This window comes from Segatella cerevisiae (assembly GCF_024054555.1).
In the GTDB taxonomy this organism is placed as follows: Bacteria; Bacteroidota; Bacteroidia; order Bacteroidales; family Bacteroidaceae; genus Prevotella; species Prevotella cerevisiae.
This window is the reverse complement of sequence record NZ_JAMXLY010000015.1, coordinates 12,490-37,814: the sequence shown is the minus strand read 5'-3', so window position 1 is coordinate 37,814 and position 25,325 is coordinate 12,490. Positions and strand designations below refer to the sequence as shown.

At 45.2% G+C, this 25,325-nt stretch carries 21 protein-coding genes, 1 tRNA gene and 1 pseudogene; 3 read left to right on the top strand and 20 right to left on the bottom strand.

Going from position 1 to position 25,325, the window contains the following annotated elements:
- Window positions 1–61: 61 nt before the first annotated feature.
- The 9 genes from NG821_RS05570 to xerA all read right to left on the bottom strand — a co-directional run bounded on the left by NG821_RS05570 (window position 62) and on the right by xerA (window position 9,305).
- A complete protein-coding gene (locus tag NG821_RS05570) occupies window positions 62–2,287 on the bottom strand; it encodes a beta-glucosidase (RefSeq protein WP_252760671.1) in 2,226 nt (741 codons plus the stop codon).
- A 566-nt stretch (window positions 2,288–2,853) separates the two neighbouring features.
- Window positions 2,854–2,924 (bottom strand) — tRNA-Gln (locus NG821_RS05565).
- 136 nt (window positions 2,925–3,060) lie between these two features.
- Complete coding sequence (gene tyrS, locus NG821_RS05560; protein ID WP_252760670.1) at window positions 3,061–4,362, bottom strand: tyrosine--tRNA ligase; 1,302 nt, start codon at window positions 4,360–4,362, stop codon at window positions 3,061–3,063.
- 135 nt (window positions 4,363–4,497) lie between these two features.
- Window positions 4,498–4,773 carry a membrane protein insertion efficiency factor YidD gene (gene yidD, locus NG821_RS05555; protein WP_252760669.1) on the bottom strand — a complete coding sequence of 92 codons (276 nt, stop codon included), beginning with the start codon at window positions 4,771–4,773 and terminating at the stop codon, window positions 4,498–4,500.
- A complete protein-coding gene (gene rnpA, locus NG821_RS05550; RefSeq protein ID WP_252760668.1) occupies window positions 4,770–5,168 on the bottom strand; it encodes a ribonuclease P protein component in 399 nt (132 codons plus the stop codon). Before rnpA ends, yidD begins: the two co-directional genes overlap by 4 nt.
- Window positions 5,169–5,175: 7 nt before the next feature.
- Window positions 5,176–5,931, bottom strand: coding sequence for a uroporphyrinogen-III synthase (locus NG821_RS05545; protein ID WP_252760667.1), 756 nt, complete (start codon window positions 5,929–5,931; stop codon window positions 5,176–5,178).
- Window positions 5,932–5,936: 5 nt separating this feature from the next.
- Entirely contained in the window at window positions 5,937–6,953 is a 1,017-nt protein-coding gene (locus NG821_RS05540; protein ID WP_252760666.1) for a DUF4271 domain-containing protein, read from the bottom strand.
- 3 nt (window positions 6,954–6,956) lie between these two features.
- The gene (metK, locus tag NG821_RS05535) at window positions 6,957–8,213 is read right to left on the bottom strand and encodes a methionine adenosyltransferase (RefSeq protein ID WP_252760665.1); all 1,257 of its coding nucleotides are present in this window, start codon (window positions 8,211–8,213) and stop codon (window positions 6,957–6,959) included.
- A gap of 156 nt (window positions 8,214–8,369) precedes the next feature.
- Window positions 8,370–9,305 (bottom strand): site-specific tyrosine recombinase/integron integrase, encoded by a 936-nt coding sequence (xerA, locus tag NG821_RS05530; RefSeq protein ID WP_252760664.1) that lies wholly within the window; start codon window positions 9,303–9,305, stop codon window positions 8,370–8,372.
- Window positions 9,306–9,412: 107 nt separating this feature from the next.
- On the opposite strand from xerA, the gene aroQ reads away from it, so the two are divergent.
- Together aroQ and NG821_RS05520 are read left to right on the top strand one after the other, a co-directional pair.
- Window positions 9,413–9,841, top strand: coding sequence for a type II 3-dehydroquinate dehydratase (aroQ, locus tag NG821_RS05525; RefSeq protein WP_252760663.1), 429 nt, complete (start codon window positions 9,413–9,415; stop codon window positions 9,839–9,841).
- Window positions 9,842–9,871: 30 nt separating this feature from the next.
- On the top strand, window positions 9,872–10,567 hold the full coding sequence (locus NG821_RS05520) for an O-methyltransferase (protein WP_252760662.1): 696 nt from the start codon (window positions 9,872–9,874) through the stop codon (window positions 10,565–10,567).
- 245 nt (window positions 10,568–10,812) lie between these two features.
- Here the strand turns inward: NG821_RS05520 and NG821_RS05515 are convergent, their stop codons facing one another.
- The 11 genes and pseudogenes from NG821_RS05515 to NG821_RS05465 form a co-directional block, all read right to left on the bottom strand.
- Window positions 10,813–12,042, bottom strand: a complete 1,230-nt coding sequence (locus tag NG821_RS05515; RefSeq protein ID WP_252760661.1) for an FtsX-like permease family protein — start codon at window positions 12,040–12,042, stop codon at window positions 10,813–10,815.
- 112 nt (window positions 12,043–12,154) lie between these two features.
- A complete protein-coding gene (gene rbfA, locus NG821_RS05510; RefSeq protein WP_252760660.1) occupies window positions 12,155–12,493 on the bottom strand; it encodes a 30S ribosome-binding factor RbfA in 339 nt (112 codons plus the stop codon).
- Between the two features lie 111 nt (window positions 12,494–12,604).
- Window positions 12,605–13,480, bottom strand: a complete 876-nt coding sequence (gene murI, locus NG821_RS05505; protein ID WP_252760659.1) for a glutamate racemase — start codon at window positions 13,478–13,480, stop codon at window positions 12,605–12,607.
- 96 nt (window positions 13,481–13,576) lie between these two features.
- On the bottom strand, window positions 13,577–14,113 hold the full coding sequence (locus NG821_RS05500) for an OmpH family outer membrane protein (protein WP_252760658.1): 537 nt from the start codon (window positions 14,111–14,113) through the stop codon (window positions 13,577–13,579).
- A 117-nt stretch (window positions 14,114–14,230) separates the two neighbouring features.
- The gene (locus NG821_RS05495) at window positions 14,231–14,728 is read right to left on the bottom strand and encodes an OmpH family outer membrane protein (protein WP_252760657.1); all 498 of its coding nucleotides are present in this window, start codon (window positions 14,726–14,728) and stop codon (window positions 14,231–14,233) included.
- 64 nt (window positions 14,729–14,792) lie between these two features.
- The gene (locus NG821_RS05490) at window positions 14,793–15,308 is read right to left on the bottom strand and encodes an OmpH family outer membrane protein (RefSeq protein ID WP_252760656.1); all 516 of its coding nucleotides are present in this window, start codon (window positions 15,306–15,308) and stop codon (window positions 14,793–14,795) included.
- 68 nt (window positions 15,309–15,376) lie between these two features.
- Window positions 15,377–17,995: a BamA/OMP85 family outer membrane protein gene (locus NG821_RS05485; RefSeq protein WP_252760655.1), complete on the bottom strand. Its 2,619-nt coding sequence runs from the start codon at window positions 17,993–17,995 to the stop codon at window positions 15,377–15,379.
- Between the two features lie 213 nt (window positions 17,996–18,208).
- A pseudogene (locus NG821_RS05480) lies at window positions 18,209–18,964 on the bottom strand (isoprenyl transferase); the annotation flags it as partial.
- Between the two features lie 110 nt (window positions 18,965–19,074).
- A complete protein-coding gene (locus tag NG821_RS05475; protein WP_252760654.1) occupies window positions 19,075–20,487 on the bottom strand; it encodes a DUF6242 domain-containing protein in 1,413 nt (470 codons plus the stop codon).
- A gap of 312 nt (window positions 20,488–20,799) precedes the next feature.
- The gene (gene pckA, locus NG821_RS05470) at window positions 20,800–22,413 is read right to left on the bottom strand and encodes a phosphoenolpyruvate carboxykinase (ATP) (RefSeq protein WP_252760653.1); all 1,614 of its coding nucleotides are present in this window, start codon (window positions 22,411–22,413) and stop codon (window positions 20,800–20,802) included.
- A 1,131-nt stretch (window positions 22,414–23,544) separates the two neighbouring features.
- Window positions 23,545–24,303: a hypothetical protein gene (locus tag NG821_RS05465; RefSeq protein WP_252760691.1), complete on the bottom strand. Its 759-nt coding sequence runs from the start codon at window positions 24,301–24,303 to the stop codon at window positions 23,545–23,547.
- A gap of 337 nt (window positions 24,304–24,640) precedes the next feature.
- Here NG821_RS05465 and upp point away from each other — a divergent pair, with 337 nt between their 5' ends.
- Complete coding sequence (gene upp / locus NG821_RS05460; RefSeq protein ID WP_252760652.1) at window positions 24,641–25,300, top strand: uracil phosphoribosyltransferase; 660 nt, start codon at window positions 24,641–24,643, stop codon at window positions 25,298–25,300.
- Window positions 25,301–25,325 lie beyond the last annotated feature (25 nt).

The window sequence follows — 25,325 nt, the reverse complement described above, 5'->3', positions numbered from 1 at the left end:
AACATTTATCTAAATGAAAGATGAGATCACCCTTATCGGATCATCTCATCTCCAAAAGAAATCAAATGACTGTCGGAACTTTCTTCTGAACACCTTTGGCTATCTTCATCGGAGAGGACAACTTGATATTCTCAACAGACTCCCCGATCATCACTTGATAACTCCCGGGATCCAATACCCATGTATTCGTCCCTTCGTCAAAGGAAGCCAGATCCATCGGACGGAAAGTCATCGTGAGTGTCTGTGACTCTCCAGGTTGCAAGACACGAGTTTTGGCAAAAGCCTTCAACTCTTTTCCGGGTTTCTCCAGATTTCCTTTAGGAGCAGCCACATAAAGTTGGGCGACCTCCTTGCCGGCGACCTTACCGGTATTGGTAACCGTCACGACAGCCTTGCAAAGTTGTTTACCATAATTGACTTTCAGACCTTTGAAAGAGAAAGAAGTATAAGACAGACCATACCCAAAGGGATAAGAGACCGGTTTGTGGAAGGTATCAAAATAGCGATAACCTACCCAGATACCCTCTTCATATTTGGTATAACCAATTGTCGACTTGCTTTTATCGAACACACCGCCATTGTCATCTTTAGGGAAATTCTTTGATGAAGGAATATCTTCATAAGCTATTGGGAATGTCATCGGCAGACGCCCTGAAGGACATACTTTTCCGGTTATCATGTCAGCTATCGCATTGCCGCCTTCCTCTCCGGGTTGCCAAGGAAGGAGGATCGCATCAGGTATATCCTTCCATGAAGCCGTCTCAATGACACCACCGATATTCAGGACGACGATGAATTTCTTTCCCTTAGCATGAAAGGCATCAGCTATATTCTTCATTGTATTCAACTCACCTTTACTCAAACTCCAATCCCCGGGACGATTATGACGGTCACTACCCTCACCAGCGTTCCGCCTGATTGTCATGATGGCAATATCATCGACAGAAGCCCGATGCTCAGCATAAGTCTTCCCGAAATTGATATCATCGTCTGCATCCTCGTAAATCTCAGCCATTTCCTCATCCGGCTGATAACCGGCAGCCTTCAGACCCTGATAGATATTGACGACATAAGGTTTGTTCACCTCACCGGAGCCCCAGCCATTAGCCAGAAAGCCTTTATATGAACCTACTCCGAAAAGAGCGATTTTCTGTCCTGTTGCAAGTGGAAGTGTATTCCCGTCATTCTTCAGAAGTATGATCCCATCTGTAGCTGCCTTTCTGGCGACCAAAGCATGAGCTTTCAGATCAGGAGCATTGGAAGCTTTATAGTGGCGGAAATGAGGTGTCTTGACAATATAATTCAACATATTCCTGACATTCCGGTCTACAATAGCCATAGGCAGTTGTCCCGCTTTGACGGCATTGACGATATCCTGCACCTGAGTATCCCGACCAGATTCCATCAAGTCATTCTCGGCATTCACCTGATCTACTGTATTGCGGCGGTCTGTCCAGTCAGTCATCACCATCCCCTTATAACCCGTTTCTCCTCTCAGCCAGTCGTGAAGCAATGCTTTGTCGGCCTGGGTATAAGACCCGTTCAAAAGATTGTACGAAGACATCACCGTCCAAGGATTCCCGATCTTAATCGCCAGTTCGAAATTCTTCAGATAGAGTTCACGAAGCGCCCTCTGTCCGACAATGGAATTGTTCTGAGTACGGAACGTCTCCTGATTATTACAGACAAAATGCTTTGCAGATGTTCCTACGCCATTAGACTGAACACCTAAGATCTCATTTCCGGCCATAATGCCACTCAGCACCGGGTCCTCTGAAAAGTACTCGAAGTTTCTCCCGCAGAGCGGATTGCGGTGAATGCACATGCCTGGAGCCAACAGCACATCACAGCCATATTCCAGGACTTCATTCCCCATATTCTTACCGATAGCCTCTGCACTTTCGGTATTCCAAGATGAAGCGACGAGAGTTCCTACAGGGTTCCCTGTAGCATAATAAGTACGTTGGTCGCCCTCTCGTTGAGCTGGAATACGGACACCTGCAGGACCGTCTGTCAGGACAGTGCAGGGTATACCCAAACGAGGGATGGCCTTGGTCATACCGGCGGCTCCGATAGCTGCTTCGGGCAATTGCTGCCCTTTCTTACCGTCTACTACGGCATAGTTTCCGCCTACTAGCAATTCCGCCTTCTCTTCCAGCGTCATCGCTTTGAGGACCTCATCTACGGAGTTCTTGCCCAATTGAGGCGCATGACTCTTGTCCGTCACCCCTGCCTCTCCGGCAAGGGCAAGTCCAAAAAATAAAGTTAATAAGATTGTCTTTTTCATGAAATGTATTTTTGAATTAAGTAATTCTATTAGCAATAACCGACTGTAAACTCCGTACGCATGATGAGATATCAACTCGCTCCTCTTGTTGTCTCCCGTCCTCACATTCCCAGATATTCAACGAAGTGAAAGGATCGGACAGCACCAATGCTCCGTTACTATCCGTTTCACCTTATCTTCTGCAGAAATAGCGAAAGAAGATTTCTATCAGGATTCATCACTCAAGAGAAAAGGATTTCATTCAGTCAGGATTAATTCAGAGGACCTAATCATTAAGGTTCTGTCTGACGCATAAAGCACTTCACCTCTTTATTTATAAATTGCAAACATTCAGGTTGCCCTTACTCATCAGCAGAGAAAGCTGAACATTTACTTGCTAAAGCGCTGCACATCAAACTTAATTGTTCAAATGTAAATATAATGAATTCAAGTTGATTATCCAAATTTTTATTGACAAACAATAAAGAAAAAAGATGAAAACGAAAGGAAAATCCGAGAGATATACACTGGTATACAGAAACAAAAAAGGCTAAACTGCTTTTCTTGACAGTTCAGCCATCTTATTGTTGTCCTAGGCGGATTCGAACCACCGCTGACAGAACCAAAAACTGTAGTGCTACCATTACACCATGGGACAATCTTATGATTTACGCGGCAAAGTTAGCACTTTTTTGCGCTACTACCAAATTTTTATAATCTTTTTTGCAGTCCTCCAGTCATGTCCATCAGTCAAGCTCCAACTCAAAAGGAAGACATGCCGGTCAACTGATAAGTCACTTCACGGTAATCAGGAAATAATTCTTCTTACCCCTTTGCACCAACAGATATTTACCGTCGATTAAATCTTCAGATGTAATGGGACGGTCAAAAGCCTGCAGTTTCTCTTTGTTCAAGGATACGCCGCCACCCTTCACGAGTTTGCGCATATCACCCTTACTCTGGAATATAGCCATTCCTTCCTTATTCAGCAATTCGACAGCCGTACCTCCAAGGTTATCTTTCGAGAGTTCATAATGAGGAACCCCTTTGAACACATCCAGCAAAGTATTTTCATCGAGTTGGGCCAGATCATCTTTTGTGGATTTCCCAAACAAGATACGACTCGCAGCAATTGCCATCTGCAGATCCTCCTTGGAATGAACCATCGTCGTCACTTCCTCTGCAAGTTTCTTCTGCAGAATGCGTTGTCCGGGATCCTGGCGATGCGTGGCAATCAATGCATCTATTTCCGGCCGCTCCAATGACGTAAATATCTTGATATATTTTTCGGCATCTACATCACTGACATTGAGCCAAAACTGATAGAAAGCATAAGGGGTCGTCCGGTTTCTGTCCAGCCATACATTTCCGCTCTCCGTCTTTCCGAATTTCTTACCGTCAGCCTTCGTGATCAGCGGGCAAGTCAGACAGTAAGCCTGTGCTTCAATGCCCAAGGTACGACGGATCAGTTCAGTACCAGTCGTCATATTTCCCCATTGGTCATTTCCCCCCATCTGGAGTTTGACGCCCTTATGCTGATAAAGCCAAAGGAAGTCATAGCCCTGCAGGAGTTGGTAAGTAAACTCCGTGAAAGAGAGACCGTCGCGAGCTTCGCCATTCAAGCGTTTCTGAACGCTCTCCTTAGCCATCATATAGTTGACTGTGATATGTTTGCCCACATCGCGGACAAAATCCAGGAAGGAATAATCCTTCATCCAGTCATAATTATTGACCAGTTCTGCCCTATTAGGTTCATTGCTGTCAAAATCCAGGAATTTAGAGACCTGTTTTTTAATACATTCCTGATTATGGTATAAGGTATCAGCATTAAGGAGATTACGCTCCTGGCTTTTGCCGGAAGGATCGCCAATCATACCCGTAGCACCTCCAAGAAGCAGGAAAGGTTGATGTCCGCAGGCTTGCAAGTGGCGGAGCATCATGATACCGCAAAGGTGTCCGATATGCAGGGAATCAGCAGTAGGATCCGTACCCAGATAAGCAGACACCCTCTCTTTCTGTAAGAGTTCTTCCGTCCCCGGCATGATCTGTGCCAACATTCCACGCCACTTCAATTCCTCAACAAAATCTTTTGCCATCGTATGATTCTTATTTTTATATCGTTTATTATCTTTTTTCTAATTAAGGAGAGCGCATCAGAAACAGAACAGTCCCCAGCCCTCTCAACAGTTGTATGCCCCGAAGGCGAAATACTATCCCCGAAAAAACCGCACTTACGGTACCGGATCATATCCGGAGCCTCCCCAGGGATTACAACGCAGTATTCTTCTTATCGCCAGATACAGTCCTTTAAGCGGTCCGTATTTCAACAAAGCCTGTCGCGTATATTCCGAACAAGTCGGGGTAAACCGGCAAGTAGGAGGAGTAAACGGAGAGATCACTTTCTGATAAAAGAGAACAGGTAATACCAACACCCAGGTTATCAGTCTGGATATCAGGTGAAAGATCACCTTTATTACGGTTACTATCCCTCTAAAGCCCTTTATCATATCCGTTCACTCATCTGCTGGAGCAAGGATATCACTTTTTTCTCTATTTCTGCCGTATCATGCAGACGCGTATCCTGCCAAAGGAATGCCATCAATATCTGACTTCCAGATTGCTCCGGCAAATTTTGGAGCAAGATCTGTTTGTTTTTCCGAAAAGCTTCCCGAATCTGTCTCTTCACGCGATTGCGCTTGACCGCCCTTTTGAAACAACGCTTGGGGACACTGATCAACACCCGTTCAGGCAATTCCCCGTCAATGCGATCTCTGACGCGATACACCACCCTTAGAGGGAAAGCAGCAAGAGAACATCTGTTGCCCTTCGAAAAGAGTTGGTCTATCAGCAGTTTGCCATAGAGCCGCTCATTCTTACGGAATGTAAGCGATCCTTCGGACATGACAGATTTATTTTTTCTTATTTTCTTTTTTCAGATAAGCATCCAGGGCACTGGTCATAGACGGATGCTCTGCTGAAGGAGCCTGAAGATCCAGGCGATAGCCCTCTTCTTTGACCGTCTTTGCCGTTGCCGGTCCAAAAGCTGCGATATGAAGATCACCCTGCACCATGTCAGGGAAATTCTGCTTCAATGCCTTTACACCTGTAGGACTGAAGAATACGATCATATCAAAATCGAAGCTCTTTTTCTCCTCCTCTGTAAAATCATTGCTCACCGTACGATACATCACACACTCGGTATGATTCAGTTTCTTTTCATCCAACAGCCGTGCGATCTTGCCGCTGTTGACACTACTCAGAGGAACAAGGAACTTTTCAGCCTTGTGCTTGAGCATCAAGGGGATAAGATCGTCTATTTTACCGGTATTACCGAAAAAGACTTTTCGCTTATGATAAGGAACATATTTCTGGATATAAAGTGCAATGGTCTCTATTACACAGAAATACTTCATATCTTCTGGAATTGTAATCCGCATTTCCTTAGCCAGTTTGAAATAATTGTCAATGGCATGTCGAGATGTAAAAACAACGGCTGTATAATTCAACAAGTTTACTTTCTGCTGGCGGAATTCTCTTGCAGAGAGTCCTTCAACTTTGAAGAAAGGGCGAAAGACGCAATGCACTTTAAACGTTTTTTCCAAGTCGTAGTAAGGAGACTTTTCGCTTGTTGGCTGGGGCTGAGAAACCAAAATTTTCTTTATCATCTGTCCTAAAAAGTTATTTTCATTTCATTACCAATCATCTTCCAAATGCCCCATAAGACTATCATGGGGATGACTTCAAGCATACAAAAGTACAAAATATTTTGCAGAATGGCACTGATTCTCCTGAAAAAGATGATATACGTCTTGTAGAATGTAAACAATTTGAATAATGCGACTATAATACCGGCATATATCACCCCCCACTCCAGTGGCAGTCCGAAATAGGCCATCAGCATGATCATCGGGAAGAGTGCGACTCCCTCCATAGAGGTCAGGAAGAAATAAGCATGAAGCCATTGCACATTCCTCCGTTTCTCGAAAAAGATCCAGTTGATAAACCAATAGACCAAACCTTTCAACAGGAAATAGACAGCCAGTACCCCTGTATATATTCCGATGATCTTATATCTAGAAATCGTAAAAGTATCACCGAAAACGGAACGAGTATACAGGAAGAACGTGAGAGCAAAAAGCAGACACGTCTGGAGGATGAAGAAGAACTGGAATCTGAATTCATTCGATGTTTCCGGCATCGCAGTCTGCTCCATCCGTGGCGGGAAGAAGAAATTCTTTGCCTGACTGTAAAAGAATGTGCGGCATTTAGCGAAAGCGACGCCTGCCAGGATGAAGCAACCCAACAGTAAAGCTGTCAGCAGATCATCCCCTGCAATCGTATAGGGAACAGGATCACCTGCCACACCTAATCTGCCTCCCGGGAGTTCAGGATGAAACATGGAATCTTTAGAGAAAAAGGATTCCTTATAGTAGGTTGGAAGGATGACATTCTTCAAACTCTTCCCCACCTCTTGTCCCGGAAGATGAAGCGTATCCGGCATATTGCTCCAATGCACCATTCCCGGATGAATATACCGCTGAATGGCCGAATCCTGTTGCTCAGGAGTGGCAGTCTTAGGCAACCACTTCAACACCTGTGCAGGAGTCAGTTGATGCTGCGCCCGCTGCACGCCATGGAAGCCATGCTTCGGAGTCGAAAAGAGCGTCATGGAACCCGCTAATGCCATAGATTATAAACCAAATTCCTTTTTAATTCTTTCTACCTGATCGAGTTTTTCCCACGTGAAGAGTTCCACTTCCATTGTCTTCGTTTCATGATAACGGGAAGTAAACACCTTTTTCACGATCTCATTCTTACGTCCCATATGTCCGTAGGAAGCCGTCTCGAAATACATCGGTTGGCGCAATTTCAAGACGCGCTCAATGACCTTCGGCCGCAAGTCATACATCTGAAGGATCTTCCGGGCAATCTCCCCGTCTGACATCTTCACGTGGCTCCTGCCATACGTATTCACATAGACGCTCACCGGTTCTGCGATGCCGATGGCATAAGCCAATTGGACCAGCATCTCATCTGCAACACCTGCAGCGACCATATTTTTAGCAATGTAGCGAGCGGCATAAGTGGCAGAACGGTCCACTTTAGAAGGATCCTTTCCTGAAAACGAGCCTCCTCCATGAGCGCCTTTACCGCCATAGGTGTCTACGATGATCTTACGCCCTGTCAGACCCGTATCTCCATGAGGCCCTCCGATGACAAACTTGCCCGTAGGGTTAACGAAATACTTGATCTTGTCGTTAAAGAGTGCCAAGGTCTTCGCCCCGCAACGCTTCTTGACTTCAGGGATCAGGATATGGAGCACGTCATCCTTGATCTTGGACAACATTCTGGAATCATTCTGATCAAACTCATCATGCTGAGTGGAAACGACTATCGTATCGATCCGCTGCGGAATATTGTCATCGCTATATTCTACTGTCACCTGACATTTGGAATCAGGACGGAGATAAGGCATCAATGTCCCTTCCTTTCGGATATCAGCGAGCGTCTTCATGATCAAATGAGCCAGATCGAGTGTCACAGGCATCTCATTCTCTGTCTCGTTCGTCGCATAACCGAACATCATACCCTGATCGCCTGCGCCCTGGTCTTCTTCCTTATCCCGAAGGACACCCCGCATAATATCAGGGCTTTGCTCGTGAATGGCAGAAAGGAAGCCACAAGAGTCACCGTCAAACTGATATTCCGATTTTGTATAACCAATACGCTTTATAGTATTACGGGTAACCGTCTGCAAATCTATATAGGTCTTCGAACTCACTTCCCCCATGACAATGACCTGGCCGGTAGTGGCGAAAGTCTCAATAGCGCAACGCGCATTCTTATCATAGACAAGGAACTGGTCGAGTAAAGCATCAGAAATCTGATCGCACACCTTATCAGGATGGCCTTCCGAAACAGATTCTGATGAAAATAAATATGACATATTTTCTCTAATTTTATATTGTACCTTTTAATCGTGCAAAGTTACGAATTTTCCGGGTAATCACAAACCGTTTACCCCTTTTTAAAACCAAATCCGGAATAATCCACATATAAAAAGTCCAAGGCGACTAAAAAAACAGAGAACGGACTTTACAGATCAATTTCCATCTTTCCGATAAGGCGGAAAAGGCTTTTGGTTTCTCGGATGATGCTGAAGGATTTCCCGCCTCAGGTCTGAAGTCTCAAGATGCGTGTAAATCTCTGTCGTCCCGATATCTTCATGTCCCAACATGGCCTGTATGGCCCGCAGGTCTGCACCGCCCTTCAACAAAGCCGTAGCAAAGGAATGCCGAAGGGTATGCGGAGAGATCGTCTTCTGTATGCCGGCCTCCCGAGCTTGCCTTTTTATCATGATGAGGACCATCACGCGTGTGAGGTGATGTCCCCGGCGATTCAGGAAGACATATCCCTCTTCACCAGGCTGTATATTCATCTGGCGACGGTCAACGAACCACAGGTTCAGTTCCTTGATTGCCATATCGGAGATCGGCACCAAACGCTCCTTATTTCCTTTCCCGATCACCCTGACGAATTTTTCATCCAGATAGAGATTGGAAAACTGCAGGTTGACCAGTTCAGACACACGAAGTCCGCAAGAGAACAGGACTTCGATGATGGCCTTGTTGCGCTGTCCCTCCCATTTGCTGAGATCGATAGAGGCTTCCAACTGATCCACTTCCTGAGTAGTCAGGTATTCCGGCAGGTGTTCACCCACTCTGGGAGACTCCAGGAGTTCAGAGGGGTCATCTTTCAAGTAACCGTCCAGTTGCAGATACCGGTAGAAAGAGCGCACACCGCACAAGATCCGCGCCTGAGACCGGGGACTCTCCCCAAGATCATGCAAACCGGCCGAAAATTGCTCCAAATCTTCAAGTTGTACCTCAACCGGACGCATCCCCTTCTTCTCTAGAAAACTCAGGAGGAGCAGGACATCCCGATGATAAGCCTCAACTGTATTGGGAGAATAACTCCTTTCGAGTTTCAGGTATCTCAGATAACCTTTCAGCATTTCTTTCGAAGAATTCTTTTCCATTATCAAACCTCAACAGTTTTCATCTCTTCCACCCACTTTTCAGGATTTTTCGCTATATTTGCAAGGGAGAAACGAATCATGAACAAAGGTACAATTTATTTTTGAATATGAAAATACAAATCATCAACGGTCCGAACTTGAATCTCCTAGGTATAAGAGAACCCGGCATCTACGGCAAGAACTCCTTCGAGAGTTATCTTCCGAAACTCAAGGCAAAATACCCTGAGATACAAATAGACTATTATCAGAGCAACATTGAAGGGAAATTGATCGACAAGATGCAGGAGATCGGATTCACCTATGACGGCATTGTCCTGAACGCCGGTGCCTATACGCACACCAGCATTGCCTTGCAAGACTGCATCAGGAGTCTGAAATGTCCGGTCATTGAAGTGCATATTTCCAACATCTTCCAGAGAGAAGCATTTCGCCATCAATCGATGATCAGTTGTGCCTGTCTGGGTACGATCTGCGGATTCGGGCTCGCAGGATATGATCTGGCCATTGCCGGAATCCTCTCAACAAAAGAGAAATGACCGCTTCTCTCTGAAAGACCACTCAAGCCGATGAAACCAAGTCAGGAAAGACCTTCTCTTATCAATCCCAATGACGAAAGGCCCGAAGACAACCGTCTGGACCAATATATCCGCGAGCACAGTGAACCCGAGGGCGATTACCTATACCATCTCTGGCGGGCCACGAATATCCATACCCTTCACGGGAGAATGGCCAGCGGATACCTCCAGGGAAGGATGCTGAAAATGTTTGTCCGCATGATTCAACCGAAGAACATCCTCGAAGTCGGGACTTTCAGCGGATATAGTGCCATCTGCATGGCAGAAGGGCTCTCTGAAGGCGGAAAGGTCTATACCTATGAGATCAACGACGAAATGGAAGACTTTACCCGCCATTGGATAGAATGCTCTCCTGTGGCCGATAAGATCATTTTTCGCATCGGTGACGCAAACAAGGAAGCGCCTGCATCAGGCATCATCTTCGATATGGCTTTCATAGACGGAGACAAACGGACCTATATTGAGACCTATCAAACTGTTATGCGGATCCTCAGACCTGGTGGATTTATTCTGGTTGACAATACACTTTGGGACGGTCATGTCATCGACCCCCAATATGAGCATGATGCCCAAACTGCCGGAATCCGCACATTCAATGACTATGTTGCCAATGATCCTCATGCCGAACAAGTCATCCTTCCTGTCAGAGACGGACTGACCATTATCCAAAAGAAAGTAGAACCCTGAGAATCGTTTTAGCGGAAGGCAGGGAATGACAATCCCTTTTTACGAGTCGTAAGCAGCAACTTTATTTCCATGAAAAACACAGACGAACCACTTTCCCAAAATGTAACTGGCAGGAACCGTCTTCTCTCACCATCTTCATTAAAAACGAATTCTCAAGTGAACAAGTCCCCTGAGGATAGAAAACATTGATCCCCAGTTGACCCGTTTTGAAAAGAAACCGTCTGACTCACGTGTCGTAAGACAGGCTATTTCAAAAGCCTTTTACTCAGATACCTTACCGGATAATAGACGGCAAGCCATCCTACAATAATTACCGTCAGGAAAATGAGCAGGACATCAGTATAATGCACGCTCACCGGATAAGAGTCGACGATGAAAGAGCCTGCGGTCCGACCCAGAGAGACAAAACCATAGGTCTGCTGCAGCCAGCACAAGAGCAGCCCGAGACCAATGCCTACAATGGCACCGATGACAGAGATCATCCTGCCCTCAAAAAGGAATACCCTTATAATCTGCCGGTCACTGGCCCCGAGATTCCTCAATGTCACCACATCAGCTTTCTTATCAATGATCAACATGGACAAAGAACTGATGATATTAAAGCAGGCTACGACCAGAATAAAGGTCAGGAAAAGATAGGCCATCAACTTTTCCACTGTCATAATCTTGAACGTATCATCCTGCTGCTCAAAGCGGTCGAGAACCCTGTATTTCTTTCCTGCAATTTTCTGCATTTTCCTTTTCACGGATTCCAGATCAGAGCTTTGCTTCAATCTCAATTCCAAAGAAGAGAGCATACCTTGCTCCCCAAACAGATTCCGTGCAAAGGATATAGAAGTCAGAATATAGTTCCGGTCATATTTAGCCTGTTTGACAGAAAAGATCACCCCCGGTGAGATGAGTGAATCTACGACAAAGCCCCCTGCGGGATTCGTCATATCCAACTGTCCCTCTTTCACTGGGGCGTATATCTTCATGTAGCCGTCCCAGTCAGCCCCGGCATTCAATTGCTGTGCCAGTTGTATTCCCAGCACGCCATATTGCAGATTGGCAGCATGGAGTTCAAAACTGCCGTTTCCATAGAGGATATCCGTAATATGAGACAACTGAGGAAAATTATCCTCCACGCCTTTTATCGTGATCATCGCCTGTTTATCATGGTAGATCGCCAAAGCCTGGTCCTCCACACACTCTGTAGCAACTTCCACCTGAGGCATTTGACGTATCTTGGTGAGCACAGGGTCATCTGAAGGAGCCGTCTTCCCCATCGTAGGGACGACTTCCAGTTGTGGGTCAAAATTAGTAAACAGGGAAGCTATCAGATCATGGAAACCATTGAACACGCTCAGTACGATAACCATTGCCATCGTGGCAACAGCTACGCCGATCACGCTAATGGCACTGATGATATTGATAGCATGGGTACTCTTCTTGGAAAAGAGGTATCTCCGGGCTATGAAAAAAGGGAAATTCATATTTATCAATCAAGTAAGACAGAGAGTGGTTTATACCGTCTCAAGCGAAAAGGAATTTCAAAACGTTCGCCTCAACTGTCACCGGGCACACTCCTGTCAGACAAACCATCCATTATTCCTTTTTCAGGATCTCATCAATGTGCTCCTGATAATCCAGTGTATCATCAAGGAAGAACCTCAATTCCGGAATAATCCGCAATTGTTTTCCTACCCGTGTCCCGAGGTTATAGCGGATCGTCTTTTCATTCGCACGGATATTCTTCACGATTTCATCTGCCTTTTCAGGAGGGAAGATGGAAAGGTAAGCTGTACAAATACTCATATCCGGACTAATCTTCAGATTCGTCACACTAATCAGGATACCATGTGTACTGCGTGTCTGTTCCTGGAACAGTGTTGCCAACTCTTTCTGTAAGAGTCGGGCTATACGGTTTTGTCTTGTTTCTCGCATAATATAATCCTTCCTAATATTCGTTTTCCGGGGCTCTTCTTAAAGGAAAGACACCCGGCACTTTATCTCACACTTGGCAACCTCTGCAGGGGTTACAAAGTGGAATGAATGTCATTTACAACCACCCTGAACGGTCAGAGAGTCCTGATCCAAGTCTATATGGCTGACAGGAATCTCTTCTTTCAGGAAGATCTTAGCACTGCCTTTGAATTTTTCCGGGTTCTCAGTTGTAAAATAGTGGCAGGTCCCATGCTTTGTGCACGCCCTGTCTATTTCCTGATGACGCTTCATATAACTGACGAGGCTTGTAGCCACAAACTTCCCCTGCGGTACGAGTTGTACATCCGGTTTGACATATTTGGAAATCTTCGGCATCAGCAGGGGATAATGTGTGCATCCCAGGATAATCGTATCTATCTGCGGATCTTTCTGCATCAGTTGATCGATGCGGTCCTTCACGAAATAGTCAGCCCCCGGACTGCCTGCCTCCCCGTATTCGATCAGAGGTACCCAGAAAGGGCAAGCGACGCCGGTGACCTTGATCTCAGGCCAAAGTTTCTTGATTTCCATATCGTAGCTACGGCTCAGCACCGTCCCTTCAGTAGCTAGAAGTCCCACATGATTATTGGTCGTGAGTTTTCCAATGACCTCAGCGGTCGGTCGGATGACCCCTAAGACCCTCCGATTGGGGTCCAGTTGGGGGAGATCCTGCTGCTGGATAGTCCTGAGAGCCCTGGCGGATGCCGTATTGCATCCAAGGATAATCAAATGGCAGCCCATCTCAAAGAGTTTGATGACAGCCTGCCTAGTAAACTCATAAATAACGTCAAAGGACCTATTGCCATAAGGCGCCCTCGCATTGTCTCCCAGATAGATGTAGTCATATTCCGGCAGGGCCTGACGGATGCCATGCAAGACCGTCAACCCGCCATAGCCGGAATCGAAAACACCTATAGGACCCGGTGCAGAAGGTAAATTTATTGTCATACTTGTTTTATAACTATCCATAACCTCAGCCTCTATTCTATCTCCGGAACGCGGTCGAACAACTGTTCAACACCCTGTCCCGGAGTCCATCGGGACTCAATGCAAGGCAGACTCCAGAGCCTCCGTAACATCTACTCCCAGAGAAGGATCGACATAAGGCACTGCGTCATTATCCGTATTCAGGACGAAAGACAAGCCTTCCCGTTTCCCGATGGTATCTACCGCCGACATGATGCTTGCCTTGAGAGGCGCCATCGCGTTCTGTTCAGCCTGAGCCAACAAGCGCTTGGACTGTTCCTTGAACGCCATATTCTTCTCCATCAGATCCCGGAGCTCAGCCTGCCGCTTCACCAGGATAGAAGGAGCGAAGTCTTTCTGTCCTTCCAAGAACTCTTCATACTTGCTGTTAAACTCATCCTCGGCACGTTTCATTTCAGCGTTGTACTTGTTTCTCAAATCACTGAGACTTTGGCGGGTCCTGGCATACGCCGGCATCGCCTGAAGAACTGTCTTATAAGAGAAATAGCCAAAGCGCTGTGCCTGGACAGGAGCATTCATCACAGAAGGCTGACTCTGCGCACAGACTGCACTCGGCAACAAGACCAACAGCAGATAAAACAACAGTTTTTTCATATCCTAAAATCCTCCCCTTCGCTCACCTGATCAACAGATAGGCAGACGTACTAAAAGAGTCAAAAGGGCAGACCCCGATGAGAACTGCCCTTAGATAATTTAATATAACAGAATACCTTATTTCATTTTCAGGATCTCAGCTTTACATTCAGCCGTCACGTCCTTTACAAGTGTTGCACTGATATAAGGCATAGAACCCTTCATAAAGATAGAGGTATAGCCACCTTCTTTACCGACTTTCTCAATCACCTGAGACACCTTGGCCTGAACAGGTGCAAGTTTTTCCTGCTGTGCTTTCTGGAAATCCTGAGATTTCTGTTGAGCAGCCTGCTGATATTTATCTCCCAGGTCCTGCAATTCTTTTTCCTTTGCCTGTTTAGCTGTAGCGTTCATTGTAGAAGCACTCTTCTGGTATTCATCATACTTTCTCTGAACCTCAGCCTGCATGCTCTGCAGATCTTTCTGATCTTGATCATTCAGGTTTTTCAATTCTGTCTGCGCTGCAGTATATTCAGGAAGAGACTGAGCGATAGCATCCAAATCAACGACACCAAACTTCTGTGCAAAAATTGACATTGGCATCATCAACATCAACATAAAAAGTAACTTTTTCATTTTTCTTTATTTTTATAATTTAATTGCAAAGTTAATATTAATCCGGTAAATTGCAAAGTTAATACTAATTATTTGAATATCCTAATTTCTTCAGGACTTCATCAGAGATGTCAATTTGCGGTGAACCGAATATGATACTGGAATTACTGCTGCGGTCTACGACCAGAGAATAGTCATGGAGCTCGCAGATGGTCTTTACTGCATTATAGATTTTCTGCTGAATGGGAGTCATGAGCGCCTCGCGCCTCTTGGCCAACTCCCCATCAGGGCCAAAATAGGACTTTTTCAAGTCATTTGCCTGTTTCTCCTTGTTGACGATAGCCTGCTGGCGAGTCTGCTTCTGCTTTTGGGAGAGATAGGTCATCTCATTCTGGTAGTTTTTATACATTGTACTGGCCACAGAATTAAGAGAATCTATCTCAGCTTTCCATCTGTCGCCAAGTTGATCAAGTTGCTCGTTTGCACGTACGTATGTAGGGATGTTTTTCAGAATATAGTCCATATCCACAAGTGCAAATTTCTGAGCGCTTGCCGTCATTGCCATCAGGACAAAGAGGCACAATGTAATTACCTTTTTCATTTTCTAATCCTTTCTGTATTACACTTTATACCGTCATTATATTCTCATTGTAAACGACCTCATCTTCATTAAAATTCCTGTCCAAGGATGAAGTGGAACTGACTTCCGCCCTTTTCTCCAAAGACTTTGTCAAAGCCATAGCCCCAGTCAATACCCATCAATCCGACCATAGGCAGATAGATTCTGACACCGACTCCGGCAGAACGCTTCATGTCGAATGGGTTGAATTTCGTCGTACTCGTCCAGGCATTACCTGCCTCCATGAAGGTCAAACCATAGATGGTTGTGTTTCCGAGAAGGAACGGATAACGGAGTTCGAGCGTGTATCGGTCATAAGCATATCCTTCGGATCCATAAGGTGTAAGAGAGCCATTCTCATATCCACGCAGTCCTATCGTTTCCTCAGCGTATCCTGTGGAGTAGCCGCTCATACCGTCACCACCCATGTAGTATGTTTCAAACGGACTCTTCTTGTATTTATTGTATGAACCCAGAAGACCGAGTTCCACACGAGTCATCAAGACGAAGGTCTTCGGACTGCTGCTCAAAGCGGTATAGGTCCGAGCCTTGAATTTCCATTTGTTGTATTCTATCCAGCGGTACTTATCCTGCATCTGCTTGTCGTAGTCAGGATCATTGTAGTTGGTGGCAAGATTCTTGTAGTCTTTATTATCCCAAACACTCCAAGGCGGTGTGAGCGTTACGCTAGCCTGGAAATCAGAACCGCTACGAGGATAGAGTTGATTATCCGTTGAAGTACGACTTAGGGCAATCGTCAAGTTCAAGTTGTTGGCTTGTCCGTTTGTCATCAGGAAATAGCTCCAGTTCTTCAGCATATACCGGGTATAAGCCAACTGCAATGAAAGGGTGAAATAATCATCCGGCCAGCGCAGGCGTTTTCCCCAGCCTATGTTCACGCCGAACATTTTGACATATTTGTCAGGGTCATAATAATCTTCATAACTGTTCGTGTAACTACTGCCATAGCCATACATGTAATTATAGTAATTATTCATATAAGAACTATTGTAATAGTTGCTTGAGACGTCTGTCTGTTTGGAGAAGTATGCGCCCACACTGAATTGTATAGGCCGTTTGCCTCCAAACCAGTTTGTCGAATAACTGACATCATAGTTCTGGTAGTAAGAACCGTTCGTCTGTGCGCCGATACTCAGTGTCTCACCATCTCCGATAGGCATAATGCCACGGTGTTCCTTGTTCTTGTTAAACAGGTTTCTGACAGAGAAATTATTCAGTTTCAAAGCAACACGTCCGATGACACCAGTTTGTCCCCAACCCAGTGAGAACTCGATCTGGTCATTACTCTTCTGCACCAAATTCCAGTTGATGTCAACTGTACCATCTTCGTAATTCGGTTTGACATCCGGGTTTACTTTCTCCTGATCAAAGAATCCCATGGAAGCAATTTCACGAGCTGAACGGGTGAGCGCTTCCTTAGAGAACAGGTCACCAGGTTTCGTACGCAATTCACGACGGATGACATTTTCATACAGACGGTCATTGCCATTGATCCGGACATGATCCAAGTGAGCCTGTTGGCCTTCATAGATACGCATCTCCAAATCGATGCTGTCACCTACGATATTAATTTCTGTAGGCTGAAGGGTATAGAACAGATAACCGTTGTTCCAGTACAGGTTACCTACGGCATCATCATCTTCCGTCAATCTCTTGTTCAAGAGTTTCTGATTGTAGACATCGCCCTTCTTCATTCCGAGTACGGCACTCAGGTAATCAGTAGTGTATACCGTGTTGCCGACCCATGTAATATTCCGGATATAATATTTCTTGCCTTCGTCAACTTTCACATAGACATTGACATGCTTGGGGTCAAAATTCCAGACACTGTCTTTAAGGATCACAGCGTCGCGGAATCCCAGTTCATTATATCTGTCAAGCAGGTTCTGCTTGTCTTTCTCCCAGTTCTCCTGAGTGAATTTCTTGCTCTTCAGGAACGTACCAATTTTGTTCGCTTCATGTGTCTTCTTAAAGGCACCTTTACGCATAAAACCACCCTTGATTCCACCATCCGACAAATACTTGTTGCCTTCTATGATAATCTGGTGGACTTTGATCTTCTCTTTCTTATCTACAAGGACATCCAGAATAACCTGGTTCTTGTTGGCAGGATCATCCCGCTGATTGATCGTAATGTCAGCGTTCTTATAGCCTTTATCATCGAAATATTTCTTGGCGAGGATCTTTGCACGGTCAATCATATTCGGCGTAATCTGACTCCCCTTGAGCAGTCCGAGTTTCTTTTCCATATCCGTCCGCTCACTCTTCTTCAATCCGATATAATTGATTGTCGAGACACGGGGGCGTACAGCCAGGAAGATATGCAGATAGATTTTGTCACCCACCAGCGAGTCAGCAGCAATCTGGACTTTGGAGAAAAGACCATGCTTCCAATACCGCTTGACGGCATCCGTGATCTCCGTTCCCGGCACAGTGATCTGTTGCCCGACAGAAAGCCCGGATATACCGGCAAGCACATAATCTTCATACCCTTCTACACCCGAGACATTGATTCCGCCGATAGTCACTGTACGAGGTGTACCCGCATAGGAGATATCAGGATTGACAATTTTATCTTGAGCATCTGCACTCACCGTCAATCCAAAAATCATGACGAGTAGAAACAACACCTTCTTTATATGGTCCATACCAAATATATATATCTTATTCAAATTCATTCCATCACTTTTGAGATCCCATTCCCCACACTCTCCACTTATGATCAGTAGGTTCTCACCTGAATATCCGGTGTATCCTCATTTAACTTCTTCAAATTCATCTTCGTCAACAGGACTTTTGCCCAACTTGTTCTTTGCCTTATTTTGGATGTCCCCAAGGTTATCAGCGAGACGGACATCTTCTTCATCATCTTCGATCTGAGATTCAGTCTTGCCGAATCTACGCTGCCGTTTCTGATAGCTGAGAATAGCCTTATAGAGGTTCTGCTCTCTGAAATCCGGCCAATAAGTATCACAGAAATACAATTCTGTATAGGCGATCTGCCACAGGAGGAAATTGGAAACGCGGAGTTCTCCGCCTGTACGAATCAGCAGATCCGGGTCAGGCATAAAACGGGTTTCCAGATGTGAGCAGACTGTATCTTCCGTGATGAGTTGGTCCAGGTCCTGATCCGAGTATTTATCCAGACCTTTTTTCTGCAGATCCCGCACAATATCCTTGACAGCCTTTGTCATCTCCCAGCGAGAGCCGTAGCTCAAAGCCACCACCATCGTCATGCCACTGTTTGCAGCAGTCGTCTCAATAGTCTCATTCAGTTTGTCCTGAACCTCTGCTGGGAGGCGCTTCACGTCACCGATGACCTGGAAGCGGACATTATAGTTCATGAAGATATCATCTTTGAGAGAAGACAGGACCAATCCCATGAGAGCTTGGATTTCAGAAGTCGGCCTATTCCAGTTTTCCATGGAAAAGGTATAGAGCGTGAGGTATTTCACACCGAGTCGGGCACACTCAGCAGTGATATGGCGGACAGTGTCTACACCGGCCTGATGGCCGTAAGTCCGCTTTTCCCCACGTGCTTCTGCCCACCGCCCATTGCCATCCATGATGATGGCAATATGCTGTGGAATCCGCTTCATGTCCAGTTGATTTTTCAAATCATTCTGTTTCATCCGATTCTTCTTTATCACTGTTCAGGCCTTTGTTGTCGCCCCGCCACAGTCTTCCCGTCAGCAGTTGTTGAGAAGAAATTCCTTTAAGATCCGGTTCAGTATGTAACGTCAGACTGGTCGATCCAGCCTTTACTGTTATGTCGTCCCCGCCAGATATTACCCGTAGACTGGTCGATGATCCAAAGGTTATTGTTCTTGTCAGAAGTGAAGGCATATCCCCGGTGCAATGTTCCGATTGCGCGAGTGAGTTTTTTCGTCACTGTTGAATCCACATGCCAGGTCAGGCCGTGATCGATACTACTGTAGAGTTTCAAGTCACTGCCAAGTCCTTCTATGTCACTTCCGTATGCTGCAGCCAAGAGTTTGTCAGGCATCTTGCCCTGAACAAACTGCGTGCTATATGATTTCTGGTACCATGCAGTAGGTGAAGCAAAATACCAATTCTGCAATTCTGTCCCCCAGCTATATTCTGCAGCCACATTCCATACGACCACATGATTGTCACTGAAATAATTGCCGACAACGGTCATCATATCCGTACTGTCATTGGTCAGAGAGGGCAGGCATATACAACTTACATTCGCTGTTGCCAAACTGTCAACCGGTCCGTCCACATTCTGTTTAGACCAACTGGCGCCATCATCCTTCGAGTACATAAAACCTGTTGCTGTCGTGCCGAAAAGATCTGCTGTGCCTGCACCCAGCAGTGTTGTCAAGGAAGGAGCAGAACCCACCTTGCTCCATGTGCGGGCATCACCGGAACGATAGATGTTACCATTGCTCAAAGCATAGAGATAACCGCCCTTCGCCACGATATTATGATAGTCACTCCCCTGCAAGACGGAAGGAGAAGGGATTTCGGTCCAGTTTCTCCCATCAGAGATCGATGTAGAGAAGATCTTCAGATTACCGTTCTGCTGTCCGAAGACAAACATGCTATTGTTGTTAGCTACAGCTTTCATTTCAGAGAGTGCAGCGATCCCGGCGTTTGCGCCCAGATGGCTTAGAGGGAAAGAATCCGCAAATTCTTTATGGAAACTGACCTTAAGCGTATAGATCACATAAGCGGACATAGAGGAATTGAAGACATAAAGATGTCTTGGTACGGAAAGATCCAAGGAATCGGTACTTTGATAATAGACGACATTATTCAAGTCTGTAGATTCCTTCTCATGTCCCGCACTGTCCAATTGCAGTATGCCGATGACACCACCGTTCTTACTGCCAATTGTCACTACTGCTTTCTTCATATCCAAGCCTGCAGGGAGGGAATCAGTGTTATAGATAAGGTGTGAAGCCTGATTTATACTGAATTTATAACCTGAACAATTCACCGTATCCTTTTCTCCATTGGACATCGTATCTACAAGAGAATTCAAAGTCCCTACTGAGAATGATGTGATGGCTGTATCCTTGTAATATGTGACATCATCGTCGTTGTTTAAGCAAGATGAAAGCGTCAGAACTGCCCAAAGCATGACGGCGAATATTGACAACGGTTTTTTCATTGTACTCTTCAAAATATTTTTGCTTGCAAATTTACACAGTTTTATTTAGATTAAACGCCTTTTGAGAACATTATTATATAAATTATGGCTTATGAACCTGTTTTTTAAGTTTGTTTAGGGAAAACTGCACCTTTATAACGGAGAAGGGGAAGCAACGTCAGAATTCCATTCCTCCGGGAAGGGCACTTGGAAAAATCTCACAGGATGTATGAATCAGATTAGGAACAGAAGAACAAAAAACATCCCGTTTCCTCTCACGAAGAAACGGGATGAGTATTTAATTTAGAAAAATTCTAAGTTGATCTCAACTTATCAAAGTTTTGGACCGGCAGCTACAAGAGCCTTGCCAGCTGCGTTGCCTTCATACTTCTTGAAGTTCTTGATGAAGCGGGCAGCCAGGTCTTTAGCCCTCTTATCCCATTCAGCCGGATCCTTGTAAGTATCACGAGGATCGAGGATATCATCATTTACACCCTCAAGATGAGTAGGAACAACAAAGTCGAAGTAAGGCAGTGTCTTCGTAGGAGCCTTGTCGATCTCATGGTCAAGGATACGGTCGATGATGCCACGGGTATCGCGGATAGAAATACGCTTGCCTGTACCATTCCAACCTGTGTTGACCAAGTAGCACTTAGCACCACTCTTCTTCATGTGGCGAACCAACTCCTCAGCATACTTTGTAGGATGCAACTCCAGGAATGCCTGGCCGAAGCAAGCAGAGAATGTAGGTGTAGGAGCAGTGATACCACGCTCTGTACCAGCCAACTTAGCTGTAAATCCAGAGAGGAAGTAGTACTTAGTCTGTTCATGGCTCAAGATAGAAACTGGAGGCAGTACGCCGAAAGCGTCAGCACTCAGGAAGATCACCTGCTTAGCAGCTGGTCCGTGAGAGATAGGACGTACGATATTCTTGATATGATAGATTGGGTAAGATACACGGGTATTCTCCGTTACGCTCTTGTCAGCAAAGTCGATCTTGCCGTTTTTGTCTACTGTTACGTTCTCAAGCAGAGCGTCACGGGTAATTGCGCCATAGATGTCAGGCTCAGCATCCTTATCCAGGTTGATGACCTTTGCATAGCAGCCACCCTCGAGGTTGAAGACACCATTGTCATCCCATCCGTGCTCATCATCACCGATCAACTTACGTTTAGGATCTGTAGACAGAGTGGTCTTACCTGTACCGGACAGACCGAAGAAGATAGCGGTGTTCTGATTGCTCTTATCTGTATTAGCAGAGCAGTGCATAGAAGCGATGCCTCTCAAAGGCAAGAAGTAGTTCTGCATAGAGAACATACCCTTCTTCATTTCTCCACCATACCATGTATTAACGATAACCTGCTCTTTAGAAGTAACGTTGAACAGAACAGCTGTCTCAGAGTGGAGACCCAGTTCCTTCCAGTTGGTTACCTTAGCCTTAGAAGCATTGTAAACGATGAAGTCAGGTTCCTGTTCGAATTCAGCCTCGGTTTGAGGACGGATGAACATATTTGTTACGAAGTGAGCCTGCCAAGCAACCTCTACAATGAAGCGGACCTTCATACGAGTATCCTTGTTAGCACCGCAGAAGCCATCAACGACATAAAGTTTCTTGTTAGAAAGTTCTTTCTTTGCAATGTCTTTAACAGCCTTCCAAGTAGACTCGGAAGCACGGTGATTATCGTTATGATACTCCTCAGAATCCCACCATACAGTGTCATGAGCCTTGGCATCATCCACGATGAACTTATCCTTAGGAGAACGACCGGTATAGATGCCTGTCATTACATTGATTGCACCAAGTTCTGTTTCCTGACCTCTGTCATAACCTGTGAGTTCAGGTTTGGTCTCTTCGTTGAACAACACCTCATAAGAAGGATTGTAGAGAACCTCAGTTGTACCTGTGATCCCGTACTTTTCCAATACTGACTTAGTAAATTGTGCCATTTTAAAATTTATTTTTAAAAAGTGAATTATAATCTTCTTGACCTTTATACGAACCTATCAGGGCATCATCCCTTCAAATCCATTACAAAGATAGGAAAAAAGTGGAGAAACGCCAACTTTCTAAAAGCAAAATGGCAATTTATAGAGGCTTTTTAGGTTAAAAATGCTAAAAATGCACTTTGCCCCTCAATATTTGTCATTTAGACTTAGCAAATAAAGACACGCCTTTTCGTTCTGTAAGAAATCGGCAAAAAGGTCTCCCAACATGATAGGGGGCTTTCTACCGACAACCCCCTTCTGTGATTTACACCTCTTATTATAAGTGTCTCTCCCTTCGCTATCTATGTCGTATTTCAAGTCCTACTTCTCGCGCAATCTCCCGAATTTCCGAAAAGTCATTCTTATTTTCCTCTTTCACTTTACGTTCTTCCGAAAGTGGGGCTAACTGAATTTCATTGCCACTTTATTTTTCTCATCCTCTCTTTCGGACAGATTTTATTGTGTCTTACCGGCAGAACCGATATGGTCTGATTTTTCACCGATTTGGAGTTGAAAGACAAGAAAAATCAACTTTTTATTTAAGGGATAGTCCTGGGCAACCCAGCAGTCTTCCTCCAACAAAAACAGTCCTAGCTTATCTTTAATTTTTTATAGAAACAAGTTAGGAAAGGTCTCCGTTCAGTCATCTGACTCACTGATGTTTCCACCCCCAAAAAGCGATCTCAAAACCTCTGAAAAAGAAGATTTCGTAGTTTCGAGAAAGAAGGCCTCGTAGTTTCTCGAAAGTCAGCGCTATGTTTCTCGAAAGTCGACGGTCTCTTTCTCGAGACTACGACCACACCCTTTTTCCGATGAATCACAATAGATAACTCTTATTGATGGATAAGATTTTCCGAATGTCTCATTTGTTTTTCACTGCATCCAAAATAACAGGAAAGGAATCTTCAACCATCTCCTTGCAGAAAGAGCATACCCGTTATCAGAAAACTAATTTCCTTGGGAATAATTATCCGTCATAACAGGAAAACAATCAGAGCACTTCAACACCCAGAAAACTCTCCGCCCTTACTTCAAAGTGGAACAGTATTATGGTCGAATCGATTCCCGTCTGCCGGCTACCGCAAAATGATCTCATTTCGGAGTGGGATAGTTGTATTGGTCAAAGTATCTGAAATTGTGAGGTGTGGAATACCAGTCTCCTTCAACAGAAACGCCCAACGAGAAATTCTTGTTATGATAAGTGACACCACCGCCAATAACATTAGCGCCGGGAGCCCCCATACCATAACTCATTGCGCCATAACCGGGACCCATGGCATAACCATAAGGGTAACCCATGCCACCATAATAGGGGTTATAGCCATATCCCCAAGGTTGCTGATACATGCCATTATTTCCCTGCAGAGACAACTGTCCGTAGATGTAAGCCTCCCAATGCGGGTCGATCTGATAATCCAATATCCCGTAAAGACCTGCATTAGCATATTGGTCACTGCCCCAGTTGTAGTGATTAATGTATCCGCCTGCGCCCAACCAAAGACGGTTGTCTTTCGTCAGCGGTGTAAGATACAGCACATCCATCGTCTGGGAGAAGCCCCCGCGATGAGGGACGTTATGTCCGAAAGTGGCATAGGCAGAAGCACCTAAATTGACATTCAGTCCCTGATGAAGACCGAAAGCAAAATTGTCAATGACCTGAGGCTCGATGGCTTTTGCCAAAGAAGGATCAGAACGGTTATAGGAGTCATCAGAATTCCGCGCAGAAGGTGCTGACACGGTATCAGCGACCATCTTTCTCCAGATTTCTTTCTGGGTATTCAAATCGGCTCTTTGGGCGTATGCGCCAACAGCCGAAACCACGCATAATATGATAAGTAAGACTTTCTTCATTTCTGCAGCAAAGATATAGAGAAAACGGAAAAAACGTTCAACGGAGGTCTTAAAAAAAATTGAAATCTGTCATTTTTATCTTCCTTTTAGTTTTTTTTAAAGGATTCTCAGTCCAGGGAATAATTATCCTATATTTTTTTCTTACCTTTGTAAGAATTTTAGGGTTTTCCATCCTATTCACTTCTCAAATTCAAGGAGAGTCATCCGCTCTCCGACGACCTCTGACAGGACGAACGAAAAAGAGATAGGATCATTGTGCACGCCACTATGTTTACACCATTCAAATCGCCTGTTTGTTACGGTCTAATCCAATGATTCGCCAAACAAAAATCATATAATGGAAATAAAAAATTTAAGTCAGGACAACTCCATCATCAACCAGTACATGGTTGAAATACGTGATGCGGAGTATCAGAAAAACAGGCTTCTGTTCAGGAACAATATTATGCGTATCGGAGAATGTGAAGCATACGAAATTTCCAAGACACTTCAATACAAGAAAAAGGAAGTGGTCACACCTTTAGGTACCTCAATAATCAACGTACCAGCCAACAGAATCGTTTTAGGAACGATATTCCGGGCAGGTCTGCCCTTCCATACTGGATTTCTGAACATTTTCGATCATGCCGAGAACGGTTTCGTATCTGCCTATCGGGAATATACGGACAAGGCGCATCATAACGTCGGTGTCCATGTGGAATATCTTGCCACGCCAAGTATACAAGACAAGACCCTCGTCATCGCCGATCCGATGCTCGCGACAGGCGGGAGCATGGAACTCAGTTATAAGGCTTTCCTGACCAAGGGAACGCCAGCTTACATCCACATCGCCTGCATCATCGCCACACCGCAGGGGATCGACCAGATCAGGTCCGTCTTCCCCTCAGACAAGACAACAGTCTGGTGCGCAGCCATAGATCCCGGGATGAACGAGCACAAGTACATCGTACCCGGATTCGGAGATGCGGGAGACCTTTGTTACGGAGAAAAGATCTGAAAATTTGCTTCAGTACAACACCTAA

What these genes read in the sequence shown, in the direction of transcription:
- NG821_RS05570 (WP_252760671.1), bottom strand. Translation starts at nt 2,287, where the DNA reads ATGAAAAAGACAATCTTATTAACTTTATTTTTTGGACTTGCCCTTGCC.
- tyrS (WP_252760670.1), bottom strand. Translation starts at nt 4,362, where the DNA reads ATGGCAAAAGATTTTGTTGAGGAATTGAAGTGGCGTGGAATGTTGGCA.
- yidD (WP_252760669.1), bottom strand. Translation starts at nt 4,773, where the DNA reads ATGATAAAGGGCTTTAGAGGGATAGTAACCGTAATAAAGGTGATCTTT.
- rnpA (WP_252760668.1), bottom strand. Translation starts at nt 5,168, where the DNA reads ATGTCCGAAGGATCGCTTACATTCCGTAAGAATGAGCGGCTCTATGGC.
- NG821_RS05545 (WP_252760667.1), bottom strand. Translation starts at nt 5,931, where the DNA reads ATGATAAAGAAAATTTTGGTTTCTCAGCCCCAGCCAACAAGCGAAAAG.
- NG821_RS05540 (WP_252760666.1), bottom strand. Translation starts at nt 6,953, where the DNA reads ATGGCATTAGCGGGTTCCATGACGCTCTTTTCGACTCCGAAGCATGGC.
- metK (WP_252760665.1), bottom strand. Translation starts at nt 8,213, where the DNA reads ATGTCATATTTATTTTCATCAGAATCTGTTTCGGAAGGCCATCCTGAT.
- xerA (WP_252760664.1), bottom strand. Translation starts at nt 9,305, where the DNA reads ATGGAAAAGAATTCTTCGAAAGAAATGCTGAAAGGTTATCTGAGATAC.
- aroQ (WP_252760663.1), top strand. Translation starts at nt 9,413, where the DNA reads ATGAAAATACAAATCATCAACGGTCCGAACTTGAATCTCCTAGGTATA.
- NG821_RS05520 (WP_252760662.1), top strand. Translation starts at nt 9,872, where the DNA reads ATGAAACCAAGTCAGGAAAGACCTTCTCTTATCAATCCCAATGACGAA.
- NG821_RS05515 (WP_252760661.1), bottom strand. Translation starts at nt 12,042, where the DNA reads ATGAATTTCCCTTTTTTCATAGCCCGGAGATACCTCTTTTCCAAGAAG.
- rbfA (WP_252760660.1), bottom strand. Translation starts at nt 12,493, where the DNA reads ATGCGAGAAACAAGACAAAACCGTATAGCCCGACTCTTACAGAAAGAG.
- murI (WP_252760659.1), bottom strand. Translation starts at nt 13,480, where the DNA reads ATGACAATAAATTTACCTTCTGCACCGGGTCCTATAGGTGTTTTCGAT.
- NG821_RS05500 (WP_252760658.1), bottom strand. Translation starts at nt 14,113, where the DNA reads ATGAAAAAACTGTTGTTTTATCTGCTGTTGGTCTTGTTGCCGAGTGCA.
- NG821_RS05495 (WP_252760657.1), bottom strand. Translation starts at nt 14,728, where the DNA reads ATGAAAAAGTTACTTTTTATGTTGATGTTGATGATGCCAATGTCAATT.
- NG821_RS05490 (WP_252760656.1), bottom strand. Translation starts at nt 15,308, where the DNA reads ATGAAAAAGGTAATTACATTGTGCCTCTTTGTCCTGATGGCAATGACG.
- NG821_RS05485 (WP_252760655.1), bottom strand. Translation starts at nt 17,995, where the DNA reads ATGGACCATATAAAGAAGGTGTTGTTTCTACTCGTCATGATTTTTGGA.
- NG821_RS05475 (WP_252760654.1), bottom strand. Translation starts at nt 20,487, where the DNA reads ATGAAAAAACCGTTGTCAATATTCGCCGTCATGCTTTGGGCAGTTCTG.
- pckA (WP_252760653.1), bottom strand. Translation starts at nt 22,413, where the DNA reads ATGGCACAATTTACTAAGTCAGTATTGGAAAAGTACGGGATCACAGGT.
- NG821_RS05465 (WP_252760691.1), bottom strand. Translation starts at nt 24,303, where the DNA reads ATGAAGAAAGTCTTACTTATCATATTATGCGTGGTTTCGGCTGTTGGC.
- upp (WP_252760652.1), top strand. Translation starts at nt 24,641, where the DNA reads ATGGAAATAAAAAATTTAAGTCAGGACAACTCCATCATCAACCAGTAC.